This is a genomic window from Streptomyces albicerus, assembly GCF_008905045.1.
Lineage (GTDB): Bacteria > Actinomycetota > Actinomycetes > Streptomycetales > Streptomycetaceae > Streptomyces > Streptomyces albicerus.
The window spans coordinates 47,309-63,710 of sequence record NZ_VWMY01000038.1; the positions used below are offsets into that span (position 1 = coordinate 47,309).

16 protein-coding genes are annotated in these 16,402 nt (G+C 68.5%); 6 read left to right on the forward strand and 10 right to left on the reverse strand.

Annotated elements, in window-relative coordinates:
* Nucleotides 1-36 precede the first annotated feature (36 nt).
* Together GAS53_RS31620 and GAS53_RS31625 are read left to right on the forward strand one after the other, a co-directional pair.
* Entirely contained in the window at nt 37-240 is a 204-nt protein-coding gene (locus tag GAS53_RS31620; protein WP_151481155.1) for a cold-shock protein, read from the forward strand.
* Between the two features lie 139 nt (nt 241-379).
* Nucleotides 380-1,477 carry a fatty acid desaturase family protein gene (locus GAS53_RS31625; RefSeq protein WP_151481156.1) on the forward strand — a complete coding sequence of 366 codons (1,098 nt, stop codon included), beginning with the start codon at nt 380-382 and terminating at the stop codon, nt 1,475-1,477.
* Nucleotides 1,478-1,571: 94 nt separating this feature from the next.
* Here the strand turns inward: GAS53_RS31625 and GAS53_RS31630 are convergent, their stop codons facing one another.
* A complete protein-coding gene (locus GAS53_RS31630; RefSeq protein WP_151481157.1) occupies nt 1,572-2,243 on the reverse strand; it encodes a response regulator in 672 nt (223 codons plus the stop codon).
* Entirely contained in the window at nt 2,212-3,570 is a 1,359-nt protein-coding gene (locus GAS53_RS31635; protein ID WP_151481158.1) for a sensor histidine kinase, read from the reverse strand. Before GAS53_RS31635 ends, GAS53_RS31630 begins: the two co-directional genes overlap by 32 nt.
* Before the next feature lie 269 nt (nt 3,571-3,839).
* On the opposite strand from GAS53_RS31635, the gene GAS53_RS31640 reads away from it, so the two are divergent.
* Entirely contained in the window at nt 3,840-4,616 is a 777-nt protein-coding gene (locus tag GAS53_RS31640; protein ID WP_151481159.1) for an ABC transporter ATP-binding protein, read from the forward strand.
* The gene (locus GAS53_RS31645; RefSeq protein ID WP_151481160.1) at nt 4,616-7,180 is read left to right on the forward strand and encodes an FtsX-like permease family protein; all 2,565 of its coding nucleotides are present in this window, start codon (nt 4,616-4,618) and stop codon (nt 7,178-7,180) included. The genes GAS53_RS31640 and GAS53_RS31645 overlap by 1 nt, the downstream gene beginning before the upstream one ends.
* A 114-nt stretch (nt 7,181-7,294) precedes the next feature.
* Here the strand turns inward: GAS53_RS31645 and GAS53_RS31650 are convergent, their stop codons facing one another.
* Entirely contained in the window at nt 7,295-7,873 is a 579-nt protein-coding gene (locus GAS53_RS31650; RefSeq protein ID WP_151481161.1) for a TetR/AcrR family transcriptional regulator, read from the reverse strand.
* Nucleotides 7,874-8,189: 316 nt separating this feature from the next.
* Here GAS53_RS31650 and GAS53_RS31655 point away from each other — a divergent pair, with 316 nt between their 5' ends.
* Entirely contained in the window at nt 8,190-9,641 is a 1,452-nt protein-coding gene (locus GAS53_RS31655; RefSeq protein WP_151481162.1) for an MFS transporter, read from the forward strand.
* A 179-nt stretch (nt 9,642-9,820) separates the two neighbouring features.
* Here the strand turns inward: GAS53_RS31655 and vanX are convergent, their stop codons facing one another.
* From vanX to GAS53_RS31685, 7 genes are all read right to left on the reverse strand, one after another.
* Entirely contained in the window at nt 9,821-10,429 is a 609-nt protein-coding gene (gene vanX / locus GAS53_RS31660) for a D-Ala-D-Ala dipeptidase VanX (RefSeq protein ID WP_151481163.1), read from the reverse strand.
* Nucleotides 10,426-11,466, reverse strand: a complete 1,041-nt coding sequence (gene vanA-Sc, locus GAS53_RS31665; RefSeq protein WP_151481164.1) for a D-alanine--(R)-lactate ligase VanA-Sc — start codon at nt 11,464-11,466, stop codon at nt 10,426-10,428. The genes vanX and vanA-Sc overlap by 4 nt, the downstream gene beginning before the upstream one ends.
* On the reverse strand, nt 11,459-12,499 hold the full coding sequence (gene vanH / locus GAS53_RS31670; RefSeq protein ID WP_151481165.1) for a D-lactate dehydrogenase VanH: 1,041 nt from the start codon (nt 12,497-12,499) through the stop codon (nt 11,459-11,461). Before vanH ends, vanA-Sc begins: the two co-directional genes overlap by 8 nt.
* A 536-nt stretch (nt 12,500-13,035) precedes the next feature.
* On the reverse strand, nt 13,036-13,815 hold the full coding sequence (locus GAS53_RS31675; RefSeq protein ID WP_151481166.1) for an SDR family NAD(P)-dependent oxidoreductase: 780 nt from the start codon (nt 13,813-13,815) through the stop codon (nt 13,036-13,038).
* Nucleotides 13,812-14,363, reverse strand: coding sequence for a nuclear transport factor 2 family protein (locus tag GAS53_RS31680; RefSeq protein WP_225859208.1), 552 nt, complete (start codon nt 14,361-14,363; stop codon nt 13,812-13,814). Before GAS53_RS31680 ends, GAS53_RS31675 begins: the two co-directional genes overlap by 4 nt.
* Nucleotides 14,364-14,468: 105 nt before the next feature.
* On the reverse strand, nt 14,469-14,636 hold the full coding sequence (locus GAS53_RS55395) for a hypothetical protein (protein ID WP_192583358.1): 168 nt from the start codon (nt 14,634-14,636) through the stop codon (nt 14,469-14,471).
* Nucleotides 14,637-14,641: 5 nt separating this feature from the next.
* Nucleotides 14,642-15,313, reverse strand: coding sequence for an NAD(P)-dependent oxidoreductase (locus tag GAS53_RS31685; protein WP_192583359.1), 672 nt, complete (start codon nt 15,311-15,313; stop codon nt 14,642-14,644).
* Between the two features lie 103 nt (nt 15,314-15,416).
* On the opposite strand from GAS53_RS31685, the gene GAS53_RS31690 reads away from it, so the two are divergent.
* Entirely contained in the window at nt 15,417-16,247 is an 831-nt protein-coding gene (locus tag GAS53_RS31690) for a helix-turn-helix transcriptional regulator (RefSeq protein WP_151481168.1), read from the forward strand.
* Nucleotides 16,248-16,402: the final 155 nt, after the last annotated feature.

Consider the following 16,402-nt stretch of genomic DNA (forward strand, 5'->3'; position numbering starts at 1 on the left):
TTCCCGCACGACTCGCCATCTCGAAGGAGACATCACATGACTCAAGGAACCGTGAAGTGGTTCAACGCGGAGAAGGGTTTCGGCTTCATCGCCCCTGATGGGGGCGGCGCCGACATCTTCGTCCATCACTCGGCGATCGACACGGGCGGCTTCCGCTCCCTTGAGGAGAACCAGCGGGTGGAGTTCACCGCCAGCCAGGGTCCCAAGGGCATGCAGGCCGACCAGGTCCGCGCACTCTGAGGACCCCCGTTCGATACCCCATTTGCGAGGCAGGCCCGCGCCGCGGGTCTGCCTCGCGCTGCTTCCGTACGGGCTTCCAGCATCCGGCGCCCTGCCCCCGCGCCGACGGCTTCGGCCCGCGCATCCCGAAAGGAAAATCGTGACCACTGAAATCATCAACCGGGGCACCGGTCCGGCGTACAACGCCGAGACGACGAAACCCCCGCCCGGTACCCGGGGCAGCGATTACGCCGCGCTGTCCCGCGAGGTGAAACAGCGCGGGCTGCTGAAGCGGCGACCGGGCTACTACTCCGTCAAGGTCGGGGCGAACCTGCTCCTGCTGGCCGCCGGCTGGACCGCGTTCGCCATGATCGGGCAGTCGTGGTGGCAGCTGGTGACCGCCGCCTTCCTCGCGGTGATGTTCACCCAGACCGGGTTCATCGGGCACGACGCGGGACACCACCAGATCTCCGGCTCCAAGCGCGTGAACAACCTGCTCGGCCGCGTGCACGCCGACCTGCTGATCGGCCTCAGCTACGGCTGGTGGATCTCCAAGCACAACCGGCACCACGCCCACCCCAACTACGTCGACCGCGACCCCGACATCGCCGACGGCGCGATCGCCTTCACCGAGGACCACGCCCGCGTCCGCAGCGGGGCGTACGCCTGGCTGGCCCGCCACCAGGCCTGGCTGTTCTTCCCGATGCTGTTGCTTGAAGGACTCGCCCTGCACGTCGCCGGCGTGAAGGCGATGCTCGAGCGCACCGGCACCGCGACCTCGCGGGCGACCAAGCTGGGCGAGGCGGGACTGCTGACGGCGCATATCGTCGGCTACCTCGCCGCACTGTTCCTGGTCCTGACTCCCCTCCAGGCCGTGGTCTTCCTCCTCGTGCACCAAGGGCTGTTCGGGCTGTACATGGGGTGCTCGTTCGCTCCGAACCACAAGGGCATGGCCATGTTCGCCAAGGACGACAAGGTCGACTTCCTGCGCCGCCAGGTACTGACCTCACGCAACATCCGCGGCCACCGGATCACCGACTTCGCGCTCGGCGGGCTCAACTACCAGATCGAGCACCACCTGTTCCCCTCCATGCCGCGGCCCAGCCTGCGCCACGCCCAGGAAATCGTGCGCTCGTTCTGCGCCCGGCACGGCATCGCCTACCACGAGACCGGCCTCCTCGACTCCTACGCCCAGGTGCTGAGGCACCTCCACGACGTCGCCGGGCCGCTGCGCCTGCGCCCCGAGCTGGAGTACTGATCACTCCACCGTTCGTGCCTCTCTCCTGACACCGTTCGTGCCTCTCCTCTGACACCGTTCGTGCCGTTCACTGGATGCCGCTCGTGCCGTTCGTTCAGCGGATGCCGCGCGGCACCACCAGGCCGCTGTCGTACGCCAGGATCACGGCCTGCACCCGGTCGCGGAGCCCGTACTTCTCGAGGATGTGCGCGATGTGCGTCTTGACCGTGGTCTCGCCCACGCCCAGTTCCAGCGCGATCTCCGCGTTGGACAGGCCGCGGGTGAGGGCGCGCAGGACGTCGAGTTCGCGGCCGGTGAGGGCGTCGAGGCGGGAGGGCACGTCCGGCGTATCGGGTGCGGCAAGGTGGGCGAAGCGGTCCAGCAGGCGGTGGGTGACGCGGGGCGAGAGCACGGCGTCACCGGCGGCCACCGTACGGATCGCGTCCACGAGGGAGTCGGCGGGACCGTCCTTGACGAGGAAGCCGCTGGCTCCGGCGCGCAGGGCGTCCACCACGTGCGCGTCCAGGTCGAACGTGGTCAGGATGACGATCCGGCTCGGTGAGCCCGTCTCCGCGATCCGGCGGGTGGCTTCGACGCCGTCCATGTTCGGCATGCGGATGTCCATCAGGACGATGTCGGGCCGCAGTGCCCGGGCGCTCTCGACGGCGGTGACGCCGTCCGATGCCTCGCCGACGACCGTGATGTCCGGTTCGGCTTCGAGGATGAGCCGGAATCCCGTCCGGATCATGGGCTGGTCATCGACCAGCAGGACGCGGATGGCTTGCATACGGGGAGGGCCCTTCGTGCCGGGGTTCGTCGTGTCGCGGTTCGTCGTGCCGGGGACCGTCGTGCCGGTCGTGCCGCGGATCGGCGGACGCGGTGAGGGGGATGACGGCGTGGACGCAGTAGCCACCGCCGGGACGCGTGCCGGTGTGCAAGGAGCCGCCCACGGCACCGATGCGCTCCCGCATGCCGACCAGGCCGTGGCCCGAGCCCTTGGACAGGGCGGGCGGTCGCGGTGCCGTTCCGTCGGCCGCCCGTGGGCCGTCGTCGCACAGCCTCACGGTGAGCCGGTGGCGCTCCGGCTCCCAGGCGACGGTCAGGTCGGTGCGGGTGCGGCCGGCGTGCTTGAGCGTGTTCGTGAGGGCCTCCTGTACGACCCGGTAGACGGTGAGCTGTGAGCCCGCAGGCAACTCGGCGGGGGACCCGGTGGTCTTGAAGTCGACCTGGAGCCCCGCCGCGCGCACCGAGTCCACCAGCGCCGGTATCGCGTCGATGGTGGGCTGCGGCGGCTCCTTGCTCGGATCGTTGTCCGCCTCCTCGTCCGTACGCAGGACGTCGAGAAGCCGGCGCAGCTCGGTGACGGTGGCCCGGCCGGTCTCCTCGATGGTGCCGTGCAGTTCGTGGGCCTTGTCGCTGTCGCGCTCCTGGACCCGGTCTGCGGCGATGGTCTGGACGACCATGAGACTGACGTTGTGCGCGACGATGTCGTGCAGTTCGCGGGCGATCCGGGCCCGCTCCTCCATGACGGCCGTGCGCGCGTTGGCGACCTGCTCGCGTTCGAGCGCCGCGGCCCGTTCCAGCGCCTGGTTCTGGATGGCGGCGCGCGCCCGGGTGAGCCTGCCGAGCGCCCACGCCGCGACCAGCAGTACCGTCTCGGTCAGCAGCGCGGCGATGCGGTGGCCGGCCGGGGCGAGTACCGCTTCGGTGACGGCCGCGGCCGGGATGAGCGCGGCCACCACCAGGGTGGCCGTCCTGGGAGCGCCGCGCAGAGCGGTGAGGAACACGGCCGTGGCCACGCCCAGGTAGGCGGGCCCGATGGACGTGCCGTCGGGGCCCGAGAGCTGCGGGATGTAGTGGAGCCCCTGGAGCACGCTCACGGCCGCCGCCGTCACCAGCAGGACGGACAGCGGAAACCGGCGATGGACGGCCAGCGGCAGCGCGGACAGCAGGACGAGTACGACGAACCAGGCGCCCGGAGACCGCAGTTCGGGTCCGTCGGCCGGCATCCCCATGGGCAAGGACAGCGACCCGGCGGTGATCAGCAGGGCCAGACCCGTGTCGGTGACGGCCGGGGGCATGCGGCGCCCCGCGAACGAGTCCATGAGGTCCATGGGCTCCACGGTAGACGGAACGCCAAGCGCCCTGATCTCACTTGAGGTTGAAAGCCGGCGCTCCGCTCCTCCCCGAAGTCATCCTCCGCAGGGAGGAGGAGCCCGCCGGGCGCGGCGGCTCGCGCGCGCCGCCTCCTCCTTCGTACGACGGAGACCGCCCCGCATCTCGCCCGGCCGGGGGACACGAGGGTTCGACTGCGTGGCCGAGGCCACGGCCCCTTGTCACCGATGCACTTGAGGCACCACGGAGTTGAGGAGTTGAGCAGTCAATGGTGCGGTCCTGGGGCCAACAACCGGACGTGTCCGCCGCCGCCCGCCGGTACGCGGTGCAACTGACGGACGTGACCAAGCAGTTCGGGGAGGGACCTACAGCCGTCCTGGCCCTTGACACGGTCAACGCGGGCATCGAACCCGGCACGTTCACGGCCGTGATGGGTCCTTCGGGCTCGGGCAAGAGCACGTTCCTGCACTGTGCGGCCGGCCTCGACAGGCCCACCTCGGGGCAGGTCCGTCTCGGCACGCAGGACCTGTCGGCGCTCAAGGAGCGACGGCTGACGGAGCTGCGGCGTACCCGTATCGGCTTCGTCTTCCAGGCGTTCAACCTCCTCCCGTCCCTCACCGTGGAGCAGAACATCACGCTGCCCCTGCGGCTGGCGGGCAGGGAGGTCGACGCGAGCTGGTCCGACCACATCGTGACCGCCGTCGGCCTGGGCGACCGCCTCACGCGCTTTCCCGCACAGCTCTCCGGGGGCCAGCAGCAGCGGGTGGCCATCGCGAGGGCCCTGGTCACCCGCCCCGAGGTGATCTTCGCCGACGAGCCGACCGGAGCACTCGACCCGGAGACCGCCCGGGACATCCTCGGACTGCTTCGGCAGGCGGTCACCGACCTCCACCAGACGGTGGTCATGGTCACGCACGACCCGATGGCCGCCGCACACACCGACCGCGCGGTGTTCCTCAGCGCCGGCCGGATCGTCGACGAGATGGGCGCACCGAGCGCGGACGGTGTCGCGGGCGTGCTCTCCGGCCTGCGGAGGGCCGCCTGATGCTGAGCCTCGCCCTGCTGACACTCAAGGCCCGCAAGGGCGGTTTCGTCGGTACGTTCGTCGCGTTGCTGCTGGGTGCCGCGGTCTTCAGTGCCTGCGGCGTCCTTCTGGAGTCGGGCATACGGGCCGGGTCCTCGCCCGAGCGGTACGCGGCGGCCGACGTCCTCGTCGCGGGCCGGCAGGAGGTGGAACTGACCCTGAAGGACCTGGACGGCTCGACCCTCAAGCAGTCGCAGCCGCTGCCCGAACGCGTACCGCTGCGGGCATCGGTGGCCGACCGGCTCTCCGGCGTCGACGGCGTGAAGTCGGTGATCCCGGACATGGGCGCGTCGGTACGGCTCACGACCGGGGACGGGCAGCCGATGGCCGGCCGGCACGGCGCGGCACCGGAGGCGCACAACTGGTCGAGCCTCCGTCTCGGCGACTTCCGCCTGACCACCGGCCACGCACCGCGCGCGGCGGAGGAGATCGTCCTGGACACCGGGATCGCCGGGCAGGCGGGTCTCCGCCCCGGGGACCAGGTCCGTCTGATGACCGCGTCCACTCCGCGCACCTTCGAGGTCGCCGGACTCGTCGCACTGAAGGACGGCCGCACGCCCCGCCAGTCGGTGGCGTTCCTGTCCGACACCTCCATGCGCCAACTGGCGCCCTCCGTATACGCCTTCGGTGTCCTCGCCGACCCAGGCACCTCACTCCAGCGAATCGCAGACGGCGTCAAGGCCGCGCTCGACGACGACCGGCTCGCCGTGCACACGGGGGAGGGGCGCGGACGAGCGGAGTTCCTCGACGTCACCGTCAGCGGGTCGAATCTCGTGGTGCTGGCGGCCGCGGTCGGCGGCAACGTCCTGCTCATCGCCGTCTTCGTGCTGTTCGCCACGACGTCGCTGTCCATCCGGCACCGCCGCCGGGAGATCGCCCTGCTGCGCGCGATCGGCACCACACCCGGTCAGATCCGGCGCATGGTGGCCGCGGAGGCCGCCGTCACGGGCCTGGCCGCCGGGGTGCTGGGCTGTCCGGTCGGCCTGGTCCTGGTGTACTGGCTGCGCGACCGGTTCGCCGGACACGGCATCGTGCCGTCCGACTTCGGGCTCGCCGTCAGCCCGCTGCCGTTCCTCGCGGCGGTGCTCGTGACCGTCCTGACCGCCTTGGTCGCCGTCCTGTCCGCCTCCTTCCGCGCGAACAGGATCCGGCCGACGGAGGCCCTCGGCGAGGCCGCGCTGGAGTCCCCGGGTCTCGGCCGCGGACGCAGGATCACCGGCGGTGTGCTGCTTGTCCTGTCGGCGGGTATCTTCTCCACCGGCCTCGCGCAGGACGCCGACTTCTTCACCCTCGTCGGGCTCGCCAACTCCCTCGTACTCATTCTCGTGATCGCCGTCGCGGTGCTCGGCCCGCTGGTCTCACGTGCCGCCGTACGCCTCCTCGGTCCGCTGCTCAACAGGACCGGTGTCACGGGCTACTTGGCGGCGGCCAACACGCGGGCCAACGTGGGCAGGCTGGCCGGCGCGATCACGCCGCTCGTGCTCGCCGTGTCCTTCGCGTCGACCGTCGTCTTCACCCAGACCACCGGGCTCAGGGAGTCGGCCGACCAACTGCGGTCCGGCCTCGTCGCCGACCACGTCCTCACGGCGCAGGGCGGGGTGTCACCCGAACTGGCCGAGAAGGTACGGGACATGAAGCAGGTGCGGTCCGCCACCGGACTGGTCAAGTCCAAGGTCATCGGGGTGGGCAAGCTGCTAGGCGCGCAGGAGTCCGTGTCCCTCAGCGCGCAGGGCGTGGATCCGCGGGCCCTCGGCAGCGCCCTCGATCTGCGGCCGCGTGAGGGCGACCTGACCGCGCTGTCGGGCGCCACCGTGGCGATCAGCACCACCACGGCGTCCTGGCTCGGCCTCGGCGTCGGTGACACGGCCCGGCTGTACCTGGGCGACGGCACCCCCTTCCGCGGGGAGGTCGTCGCCGTCTACGAACGCGGCTTCGGGTTCGCCGACGTGACCCTGGACCACGATCTGCTGCTGGCCCACACCACGCGCAAGGCCGACGAGTCCGTGCTCGTACGCTCCGACCCCTCGGCATCCGGTGTCGCCGAGGCCCTCTCCGGCCTGGCGGCGGACTATCCGGGCACCGTGCTCCGGGACGGGCTCGCCGTCGACGACCAGCTGACGGAACAGCGGGCCAACGCCTGGGTCAACTACCTCGTGGTCGGCCTGATCATCGCGTACACGGCGATCACCGTCGTCAACACGCTGGCGATGAGTACGGGAGCGCGGCGGCGGGAGTTCGCGCTGCTGCGGCTGTCCGGTACGGCCCGCGGCCAGGTCGTGGGCATGATGCGCCGGGAGAGCGTCATCGTCATCGCTGCCGGGGTGGGCATCGGGACGCTGCTGTCCGTGTTCCCGCTGGTCCTCGTGTCCCTGGCGCTGAGCGGCTCGCCGGTGCCGGCCGTGCCCGGACTCGGCTATCTGGCGATCGCGGGCGCGACGGCGACGCTGGCGGCCGCGGGCACGATGGTGCCGACGCGGGTGCTGCTGAGGATCCGGCCGGTCGAGGCGATCGGCGCGAAGGAGTAGGGAGTTGACGGCGGCGATGGCGATGGCGTCGCGACGCCTGCCTCTGTGGGCGGGACCTCTCCAGCCGCCGGGATCTCTTCAGGCGGGACGCCGGTCCCTTTCCCTTCGGGCAGGTCAGCGGGTGGCGCGCACGCCGTCCAGGGCGACGGACAGGACCCGGTCGCGCTGGGCGTCGTCGTCGAAGGTCGTCGCGGTGATGCCCGCGACCATGCGCAGCAGATCGACGAAGTCCATGTCCTTGCGCGCCTCGCCGGCCTGCTGGGCCCGTTCGAACAGCGGGCCGCCGGCCGCGTACATCGATTCACGGCAGGCGGCGAAGATCTCCGACTCGTCGTTGAGCGCCTCGCGCACGGCCCGCTTGGTCACCATGTAGCCGGCGAACCGGTCCAGCCAGGCCGTCAGTGCCTCCCACGGTTCCAGTTCGGCGACCTCCTGGGCGACCTGGCACAGGGCGTTGACCTCGTCCGCGTAGACGCTCTCGAAGAGGTGCCTGCGGGTGGGGAAGTTCCGGTACAGGGTGCCGATGCCGACGCCCGCGCGACGGGCGACGTCCTCCAGGGAGGCCTCCGCGCCGTGCTCAGCGAAGGCCTCGCGGGCGGCCGCGAGCAGGGCGTCGTAGTTGCGCGCCGCGTCCTTCCGGTGCGGTCGCCGGGACGCGACGATCTCGCTGACGGGGAACGACTGGGCGGTCACTGCTGCCTCCCGGGCGGGACGAGGTTGAAGCGGAGGTATTCCTCCGCTACAGTGGAGGCGTACCTCCACTTTAGCAGTGCGGGGTGCGTTCGCCGTGGATGCGTGCGGCCGCACGCATGGCGACGCGACGCCACCCTCGCGTCTGTGCGGGCCCCGCGCCGAGCGCACCGCCCGGCACCGCCCGTCCCCCTGACACCTTTCGCGACCTCCCCCAGCTCGCGATCGTCGGTGTGCCCTGTGCTGCCTACGGCATGCGCCGGGCCCGTACGACCGCGGCCCGAGGCCTTCGGCCGCAACCAGTTCCGAGAGGCTCTTGATGCCCCGCAAGTCCACCCGCCTCACCTTCGCGGTCCTCGCGACCGGTGCGGGCGTGTTCTCCATGCTGCAGTCGTTGATCGCGCCGGCCCTGCCGACCGTTCAGCACGCACTGCACACCTCGCAGTCCACCGCGACCTGGGTGATGACGGCGTACCTGCTGTCCGCCTCGGTCTTCACGCCGATCCTCGGCCGGGTCGGCGACCTGATCGGCAAGAAACGCACCCTCGTCGCCGTCCTGGTGGCGGTGCTGCTCGGGTGTCTGCTCGCCGCGCTCGCGCCGACCATCGGCGTACTGATCGTCGCCCGGGTCGTCCAGGGCATCGGCGGCGCGCTGTTCCCGCTGTCCTTCGGCATCATCCGGGACGAGTTCGCCCCGGGCCGGGTCAGCCCCAGCATCAGCAACCTGTCCGCGGTGATCGCCGCCGGTGGCGGTGTCGGCATGGTCGCGGCCGGTCCCGTCGTGACCGCGCTCGGCTACCGCTGGCTGTTCTGGCTTCCCGTCGGCATCGTCGCGATCACCACGCTGATCGCCCTCCGCTACGTCCCCGAGTCGCCCAGCAGGGCCGCGGGACGCGTCAACTGGCTCGGCGCCATCCTGCTGTCGGCCTGGCTGGTGGCCCTGCTGCTACCGCTCAGCCAGGCGACCAACTGGGGCTGGGGCTCGACCCGGGTGATCGGACTGTTCGTCGCCGCCGTGGTGCTCTTCGCGCTGTGGCTGCTCGCCGAGGCGCGGTCCCGCTCCCCGCTGATCGACCTGCGCGTCATGCGACTGCCCGCCGTGTGGACCACCAACACCGCCGCGCTGCTGTTCGGCGCCGGCATGTACTCGATCTGGTCCTTCCTGCCCGGCTTCGTCCAGACGCCCGGCTCGGCCGGTTACGGATTCGGCGCCAGCGTCACCGCCTCCGGGCTGCTCATGCTGCCGATGCTGATCGCGATGTTCTTCTCGGGCATCCTGAGCGGCCGTCTCGAGCCCGTACTGGGCGCCAAGAAACTGCTCACGACCGGCGCCGCGCTGGGTGCGATCGCCTGCGGCTTCCTCGCCGTCTGGCACGACCAGCAGTGGCAGATCGCCTTCGTGGCAGGGGTCTTCGGCCTCGGTATCGGTCTTGCCTTCGCCTCGATGGCCAACCTGATCGTGGGCAGCGTCCCGGCCGAGCAGACCGGCGCCGCGACGGGCATGAACGCCAACATCCGCACCATCGGCGGATCCATCGGGGCCGCGGTGACCAGCGTCCTGGTGACCGGCCATCTACAGCCCTCGGGCCTGCCCTACGCCTCCGGCTACACCCACGGATTCACCCTGCTCGCCCTGCTCTGCCTCGCCGCGGCCCTGGCCGCGCTGCTCGTCCCGGTCCAGCGCAAGGGCCGTATGCCCGGCGCACCCCGCGCCGCCCACGACACGTCGCGTACGGACCAGCAGGCCGTCGCGCCCGGGGCGCGGAGCTGACGTGTACGAGGACCGCTGAGCCGGCCGTCGCCGAGGCCCTGCACGGGGCTGAGGCGACGGCCGTCGCTGTTCGTCGACGACCTGGTGGTCGTCGGAGCCGGTGAGGTTCCGGTCCTCGGCGCATGCCGTCAAACTCCCCAGGATTCCCAACAGTTCGGCGTTGCGGCCGCCCGGCTCAACTATGTGATGGGAAAATCAAAATAGGTGTCTGGATAAGGTTCATCTTTCAGTGTGTAATGCCACCACTCGCAATCGTATGGGGCAAAACCGCAGGCCTCCATGATGGAGCACAGATGTTGCCGGTTTGTCGCTTCGGTTTGCGTGATCCCTTTTGCTCCATGATGTGAGATTGAATCCATCAGGTCATGGCCGCCGCCCGTGGGAGCAAGTTCACCGGTAGTCAGGTGATACAGCGTCAAGTCAACGGTGCTACCCCGGCTGTGGCCCGACTTGGCGGCCACGTATCCCATGTCGAACATCGCGGCTCTGTCGATATTCGGATAGTGCCGTGACTTCGTCCGGCCATCTTCCGGCTGTTGTGACCAGCGCAGAAAGCAGTCCACGGCACGTTGAGGGCGATAACCGTCCCAGAGAAGCAGGCCGAAGCCGAGGGATTGGGCCTTTTCTTGCGCCCTTTCCAGAGCCGTGCACAAAGCCCTCGTGCCGACGATTCGATTTGTCAGATATCCGTCCACGGGCTTGCCGGTGAAGTTGTCCCAGGTGGCGTACTTGGCATCCCAGCGTATGCCGGATACAAGCTCGTCCACGAAGACGAAATCATCTTTCATCGGATTTTCCCCGTCAATGCCAACGACACCATTCGGTCGAGCACTTCGGCAAGCGGCAACTCTGCGGCTGCCATCATCCTCGGATAACGGCTGTACGAGGTCATACCAGGCAGAGTGTTGACCTCGTTGAGGACTACTTCTCCATCGTCCTTGAGGAACATGTCCACCCGCGACAGCCCCCTGCATCCCAAGGCGCGGTATATGGCCTTTGCTGTCTCCTGAACGAGCGATCGCGACTCCGCCGGAATGTCGGCGGGAACGATTGCCGTTGAGTTTTCGGAACCGCTTTCAGGCTCGTCCTCCTGATGGATTCTGAAGAATCCGTGAGAGAGATCAATTCGATCCACCTCGCCCGCGACCAAATCCAGATCGTTCCCCAGGATGGCGCATCCGATCTCGCTGCCGACGACAGCCTCTTCAATCAGCACCTTCGAGTCATACTGTCTTGCGGTCTCCACCGCACTCAGCAGTTCCTCTTTTCGGGATACCTTGCTGACGCCGAAAGATGACCCTGAACGGGCCGGCTTCACGAAGACGGGATAGGTGAGCCGGTCGGGATCAATGTTCTCGTTCGCCGTGACGGTCCAGAAATTCGGCGTAGCGATTCCCGCGCTTCTGGCGACGATGTAGGCAAGGGACTTGTCCATACACAGAGCAGAACTTTGGACATCGCAGCCAACGTAGGGAATGCCGGAGAGCTCCAGCAAACCCTGCATCGCACCGTCCTCGCCGAGTTTGCCGTGCAGAACGGGCAACACGACGTCCAAACTGATCGTTTCGTATTTTCCCTGATCCAGAACGAGCAATCCGCGGACGCTCCTGTCCGGTGACAGCGCTGCCGGACGGCTCCCGCCGTTCTCCCAATCTGCGTCAGGCCCGTCACAGAGCTTCCAGGCACCGCTCTTCGTAATCCCGATATAGAACGGTTCATACTTCGCGATATCGAGGTTCCGTGCGACCTCCTGCGCGGACTTGACGGAGACGGGGTGCTCTTCGGAGCAGCCTCCGAATATGATTCCGACCTTCAACCTATCCATGCTGATTCCTGCTTTCGAATTTCAGGCAGTTGGTGATGGAGTTTTCGACCGTGTCGCTCAGGGCATGGTCTGTGTAGTAGGCGGTGTGCGGACTGATGAGCACATTCGACAGCTTTTGCAGCCGCAGCAGCTGTTTGCTTTCGATGGGTTTGTTTCTGCAGTCGGCGTAGAATATTCCTTCCTCTCCTTCGAGGACATCCAACGCCGCACCGCCCAATCTGCCGCTTTCCAATGCCGGAACAAGGGCCTCGGTGTCGAGCAGTGGGCCGCGCCCGGTATTGATGATGAACGCACCGTGCTTCATCTGCTCGATACGTTGACGATTGAGGAGATGGTGCGTATCCGCGTTGAGCGGTGCATGGAGCGTTACGATGTCGCTCAGCTGCAGCAACTCATCAAGAGGAAGGTAATCGGCGGCGATCTTGGGGAGATTGTCATGGGCCAGTATTCGACAGCCGAAACCTCGCAGCCTGTCCACGACTGCTGTGCCGATGCGTCCTGTCCCGATTACCCCGATGGTCAGGTCTCGTAGTTCTTTCCCACGCACATCGTTCAACCTGTAGTCGTGCATGTCCGCGCGGCGGACAGTGGATTTTGCATTCCGTACCGCCATCAGCATCAGCATGAGCGTGTAGTCGGCCACACTGTCGGGCGAATAGGCGACATTTTCAACGGAAATGCCGAGACTCTCCGCGTATTCCACGTCGATGTGGTTGTAGCCGATGCTCCTTGTGGAGATGTACGTTACGCCGGCTTTGCTGAGTGCAAGAAGAGCGGAATTTGCGATCTGGGTTTTATGGCCTACGCTGATGCACCGGTTTCCGAAGGACAGTTCAATATTGGCTTCGGATACCGCCGCCTCCGTGATGGTTGGTACTACGCCGAAGCGGGGTGCCAGCTCCCGGAACAAAACTGCCTCATCCTGCCCGCATCCATAAATTGTGATTCCTGTTACCGGGACGGACGAGGAGGACGAGGTCGCCGGCGATCGGGTGCGGCGGGCCGCTGTCCGGGCTGGTTCGCTGTAGGTCATGCCGCCAGTCAAGGTGGCGTCGCGTTGCAGGCACGTATGCGGTTTTCGATATGCCGACGATATATTACTATCGGGTAACATCGAGAGGGTGCGCACGCGTTGATCGCGCAGGGGCGACTCTCGCGCATCCTCGAACCTGTGGTCAGTCCGCACCTGGTTGGCAAGGTCGCTGTCGTCGGCAAGGTCGCTGTCGTCCGGGTCGAACCCTCCGCGGGCTCGAGCGGCACTCGCGACTCATGCCGGACCGTCGCACGGAAGCCCTTCCCTCCCGTCGTGGCCGCAGCTGCTGCCGATACGCAGGGCGCGTGCGTTCCCGGGTGGTGGGAAGTCGCGTTCGTTACTGGATGTCTGGCTTGTGGTGTTGCTGGATGGGTGAAGCGGGACGCGCTCTCGGGACCATCAAGGTGTCTGAAGCTGGGCACGCCCCGACCCGGCCGTGGCCGGTCTGGACAAGTTGGCACAACAAGATCTCTGACGGAGCTCCGGACTTCCCCGGCATCGGCCGTCTGGCCGGTGCCGGACGACTGGAGTCGCGGTCAGCCGGCCCGGTAGCGGGAGGCGAGTTCGGGGCTCTGTCCGCCGAAGGCGGCGAGGTCGGCCTTGAAGACCGCGTCGAGGAGCCCGGCGTCCTCGACGCCGGGGGCGCAGACGACCTCGCCGAGTTGGAGGCCGCGCAGCCCGGCGGTGACGACGTCCTCGGCGCTCATGCGCGGCACGGCACTCAGGTCGAGGCCCTGACGTGTGTGGAACTCGGTGGCGACGACGCCGGGGCACAGCACCTGGATCTGGACGCCTGTGTCCTCCAGTTCAGCGCTGAGGGTCTGCGACATGGCCACGAGGTGGGCCAGCGAGCCGGCGTAGACGGCGCGGCGGGGCATGACGGACTTGTCGGCGGGGCCGCTGAAAGCGATCATCCCAGCCACGTTGATGATCTTTCCGTCGCCGCGTTCTTGCATCCCGGCGGCGGCGGCGCGGGTGAGCATGGTGGGGGCGACCACCTTGACGTGGACGAGTTCGCGGGCCTTGTCGGCGGGCAGTTGGGCCAGCGGCATGTAGTGGGCGACGCCGGCGTTGTTGACGAGCATCGTCAGCGGCTCACTGGCGCAGATCTCGGCGACGGTGTCGATGCCGACGTCGGTGGACAGGTCGGTGGCGACGGTGCGGACCGTGACGTCGGGGCGGGCGGCGGCGAACTCCTCGAGGCGGTCCTTGTTGCGGCCGACGACGATCAGGTCGTAGCCGTCCGCGGCGAAGCGCTCGGCGAATGCCTTGCCGATGCCGGAGGTGGCGCCGGTGACGAGGGCGAGCTTGCTCATGAGTGCTGTTCCCTTCGGGGGTCGGCCGACGTGGCCGGAGTGGTGGGGCTCTGGTGGAGCCAGGTGTGTTCGGTGCGGTACTGCGCGGCGACGGCGTCGGGCTGGTCGTCACCGAGGTGGTGATCGCCGACGGTGTAGCCCTTGCGGTTCGGGTACCAGGCCAGGAACCGGTAGGACGGCCGGTAGCCGGCCGGGTCGACGGCGAGCCGGGTGCCCGGCAGGACCGGGACGAGGGTGTCCTTCTCGTAGATCGAGGTGATCTGCGCGATGCGCCACAGTCCGTCGGTGCCGCCCTGGGCGCGGTACTGAGAGCGACAGGCGGAGGCCAGGTCCGCCTCCACCCCATCGATGTTGATGCGCCACTCGATGACCAGCGGCAGCTCGACCAGGGCCCGGTCACCGTCGATGCGGACGGCGGGCGGGCTGAGCCGGTGCACCGCGTGGTCGTCGCGCCCGGCCATGGCGCGGGTCTGGCGGACGAAGTCGGCGCCGCTGCCGGTGAACCAGCTCATCTGGACGATCGAGTCGTCGGCGAAGCAAGTGGCCATCTCCTCGTACCAGCCGCGGTTCCGCTCTGGCGTTCGCGCAGCACCAGCTGTGTCACGTCCTCAGCGGACATGGGGCTTCCTCGGGAGAGGGGAACGAGTCGTCGTTCATGCGTTGAGGCGGTGCAGCAACTGGGCGAGCCCGCGGGCGCCGGCCAGGCCACGGCCGGTGACGGCGGTGGAGTCGATTCCGGCCTCGCGCATGGCCTCGTCGAACAGCTCCATGTCCAGTGCTTCCACGGCGGAGAGAGGGTCCACGTTGTCGGGCCGCACCATGGTGTTCAGCAGGGACAACGCCGCGCCGGCGGCACCGCCCAGCTTGAGACCTCCGCCAGCCGGTCGGCGTCCAGCTTCAGCTCGGCGGCCAGTTCGACGATCTCCCCGATCGCGGCCTGGTTCATCATCAGCAGCGCGTTGTTGAACAGCTTCGCCGTCTGCCCCGTGCCGGCCCCGCCCAGATGCACCACGTGGCGGGAGAAGGACCGGAACACGAGCGTGCAGCGCTCGGCCGCCGACAGCGGACCGCCGACCATGGTGGTCAGCCGGTGCTCCTCGGCGGCTGGACGGCCGCCGCTGACCGGTGCGTCCAGCACCTCGACATCGCGCTTCGCGCACAGCTGGGCCAGTCGGACAGCGTTGCCAGGCAGCCCCGTGCCGTGGTTGGCGACGCCTGTGCCGGGACGCAGATCCTGAAGGATCTGGTCGACCAGCTGCAGGACGTCGGCGTCGGTGCGCACGCACAGGCAGACGATGTCGCAGGCGGCAGCCAGCTCCCCGGCCGTGTCGTGCCGCTGGTGGGGGACCTTGCCCAGGCCGTCCAGGGATGCGGGGCGCCGGGCCCAGGCGTGCAGGGGGACTCCTGCTTCGGCGATCGCCGTGGCCATGGGCAGGCCCTGGTCACCCAGTCCGATGAACCCCACGACGGGTCGTGCAGGAGTTCGCGTTGGTGTCATGCTTCCACGGTCAGCGGGAAATGCCTGGTCAGGTAGTAGACCCGTTTTCCTGGGAATGGCGGTACCAGGACAGGCAAACGCCTCTCTTGCCACAATCAAGGGCATGGCGACCACAGAACTCGGCGCAGCCTTGCGTCACTGGCGGGACCGGGTCTCGCCCCAGGCCGTCGGCTTGCCCGCGGGCGGACGCAGGCGCGCCGCCGGTCTGCGCCGTGAGGAACTGTCCCAGCTGGCCGGTATCTCCGCCGACTACATCATCCGGCTGGAACAGGGACGAGCCGCCAGCCCTTCACCCCAGGTCGTCGGGGCCCTGGCCCGCGCTCTGCGACTCACCCAGGACGAGCGAGCCCACCTCTTTCGTCTGGCCGGCCTCGTCCCGCCCGGCCCCGGCACGGTCCCGCGGCACATCACCCCTGGCGTCCACCGCATGCTGGACCGCCTGACCGGTACACCCGTCGCCGTCTTCGACGCCGCCTGGACCCAGCTGCTCGCCAACCCCCTCTACACGGCACTCATGGGTGAATGGCACGGCGCTGACCTCAACGCGGTCTGGCGCAACTTCGTCAACCCCCGAAGCCGCGTGCGCCACACCCCCGAATCCATGGGCGCCCTGCAGGTGGCGCACGTTGCCGACCTGCGCCGCACCGCCGGCCGCTACCCCGACGACCCGAACCTCAAGTCCCTCATCGCCGAACTACGCTGCCGCAGCGCCGAGTTCGACACCCTTTGGGAGTCAGGCGCCGTCGGCGAGCACCAGGCCGCCCGCAAGACCATCGACCATCCCCAGGTCGGCGCACTGACCCTGGACTGCGACGTGCTCAGCGTCGCCGGCAGCGATCTTCGCATCATGGTCTACACCGCCCAGCCCGGCACCGAGGACGCCAACCGCCTGGCGCTCCTGAATGTCGTAGGGACGCAGTCCCTCGTCCGGTAACCGCCCCGGGAGCCCTCCGCGCATCGGCCGGGCCTTGAAGGCAGGCCGAGCGCCTGGCGATGCGGAATCTGAAGGCCCGATTGAACCGAAACCGTGTCCGCATGCCATCCTTCCTGATCTCCATGCCCGCCCGCCGACGCGCCCGCATGCCGGGC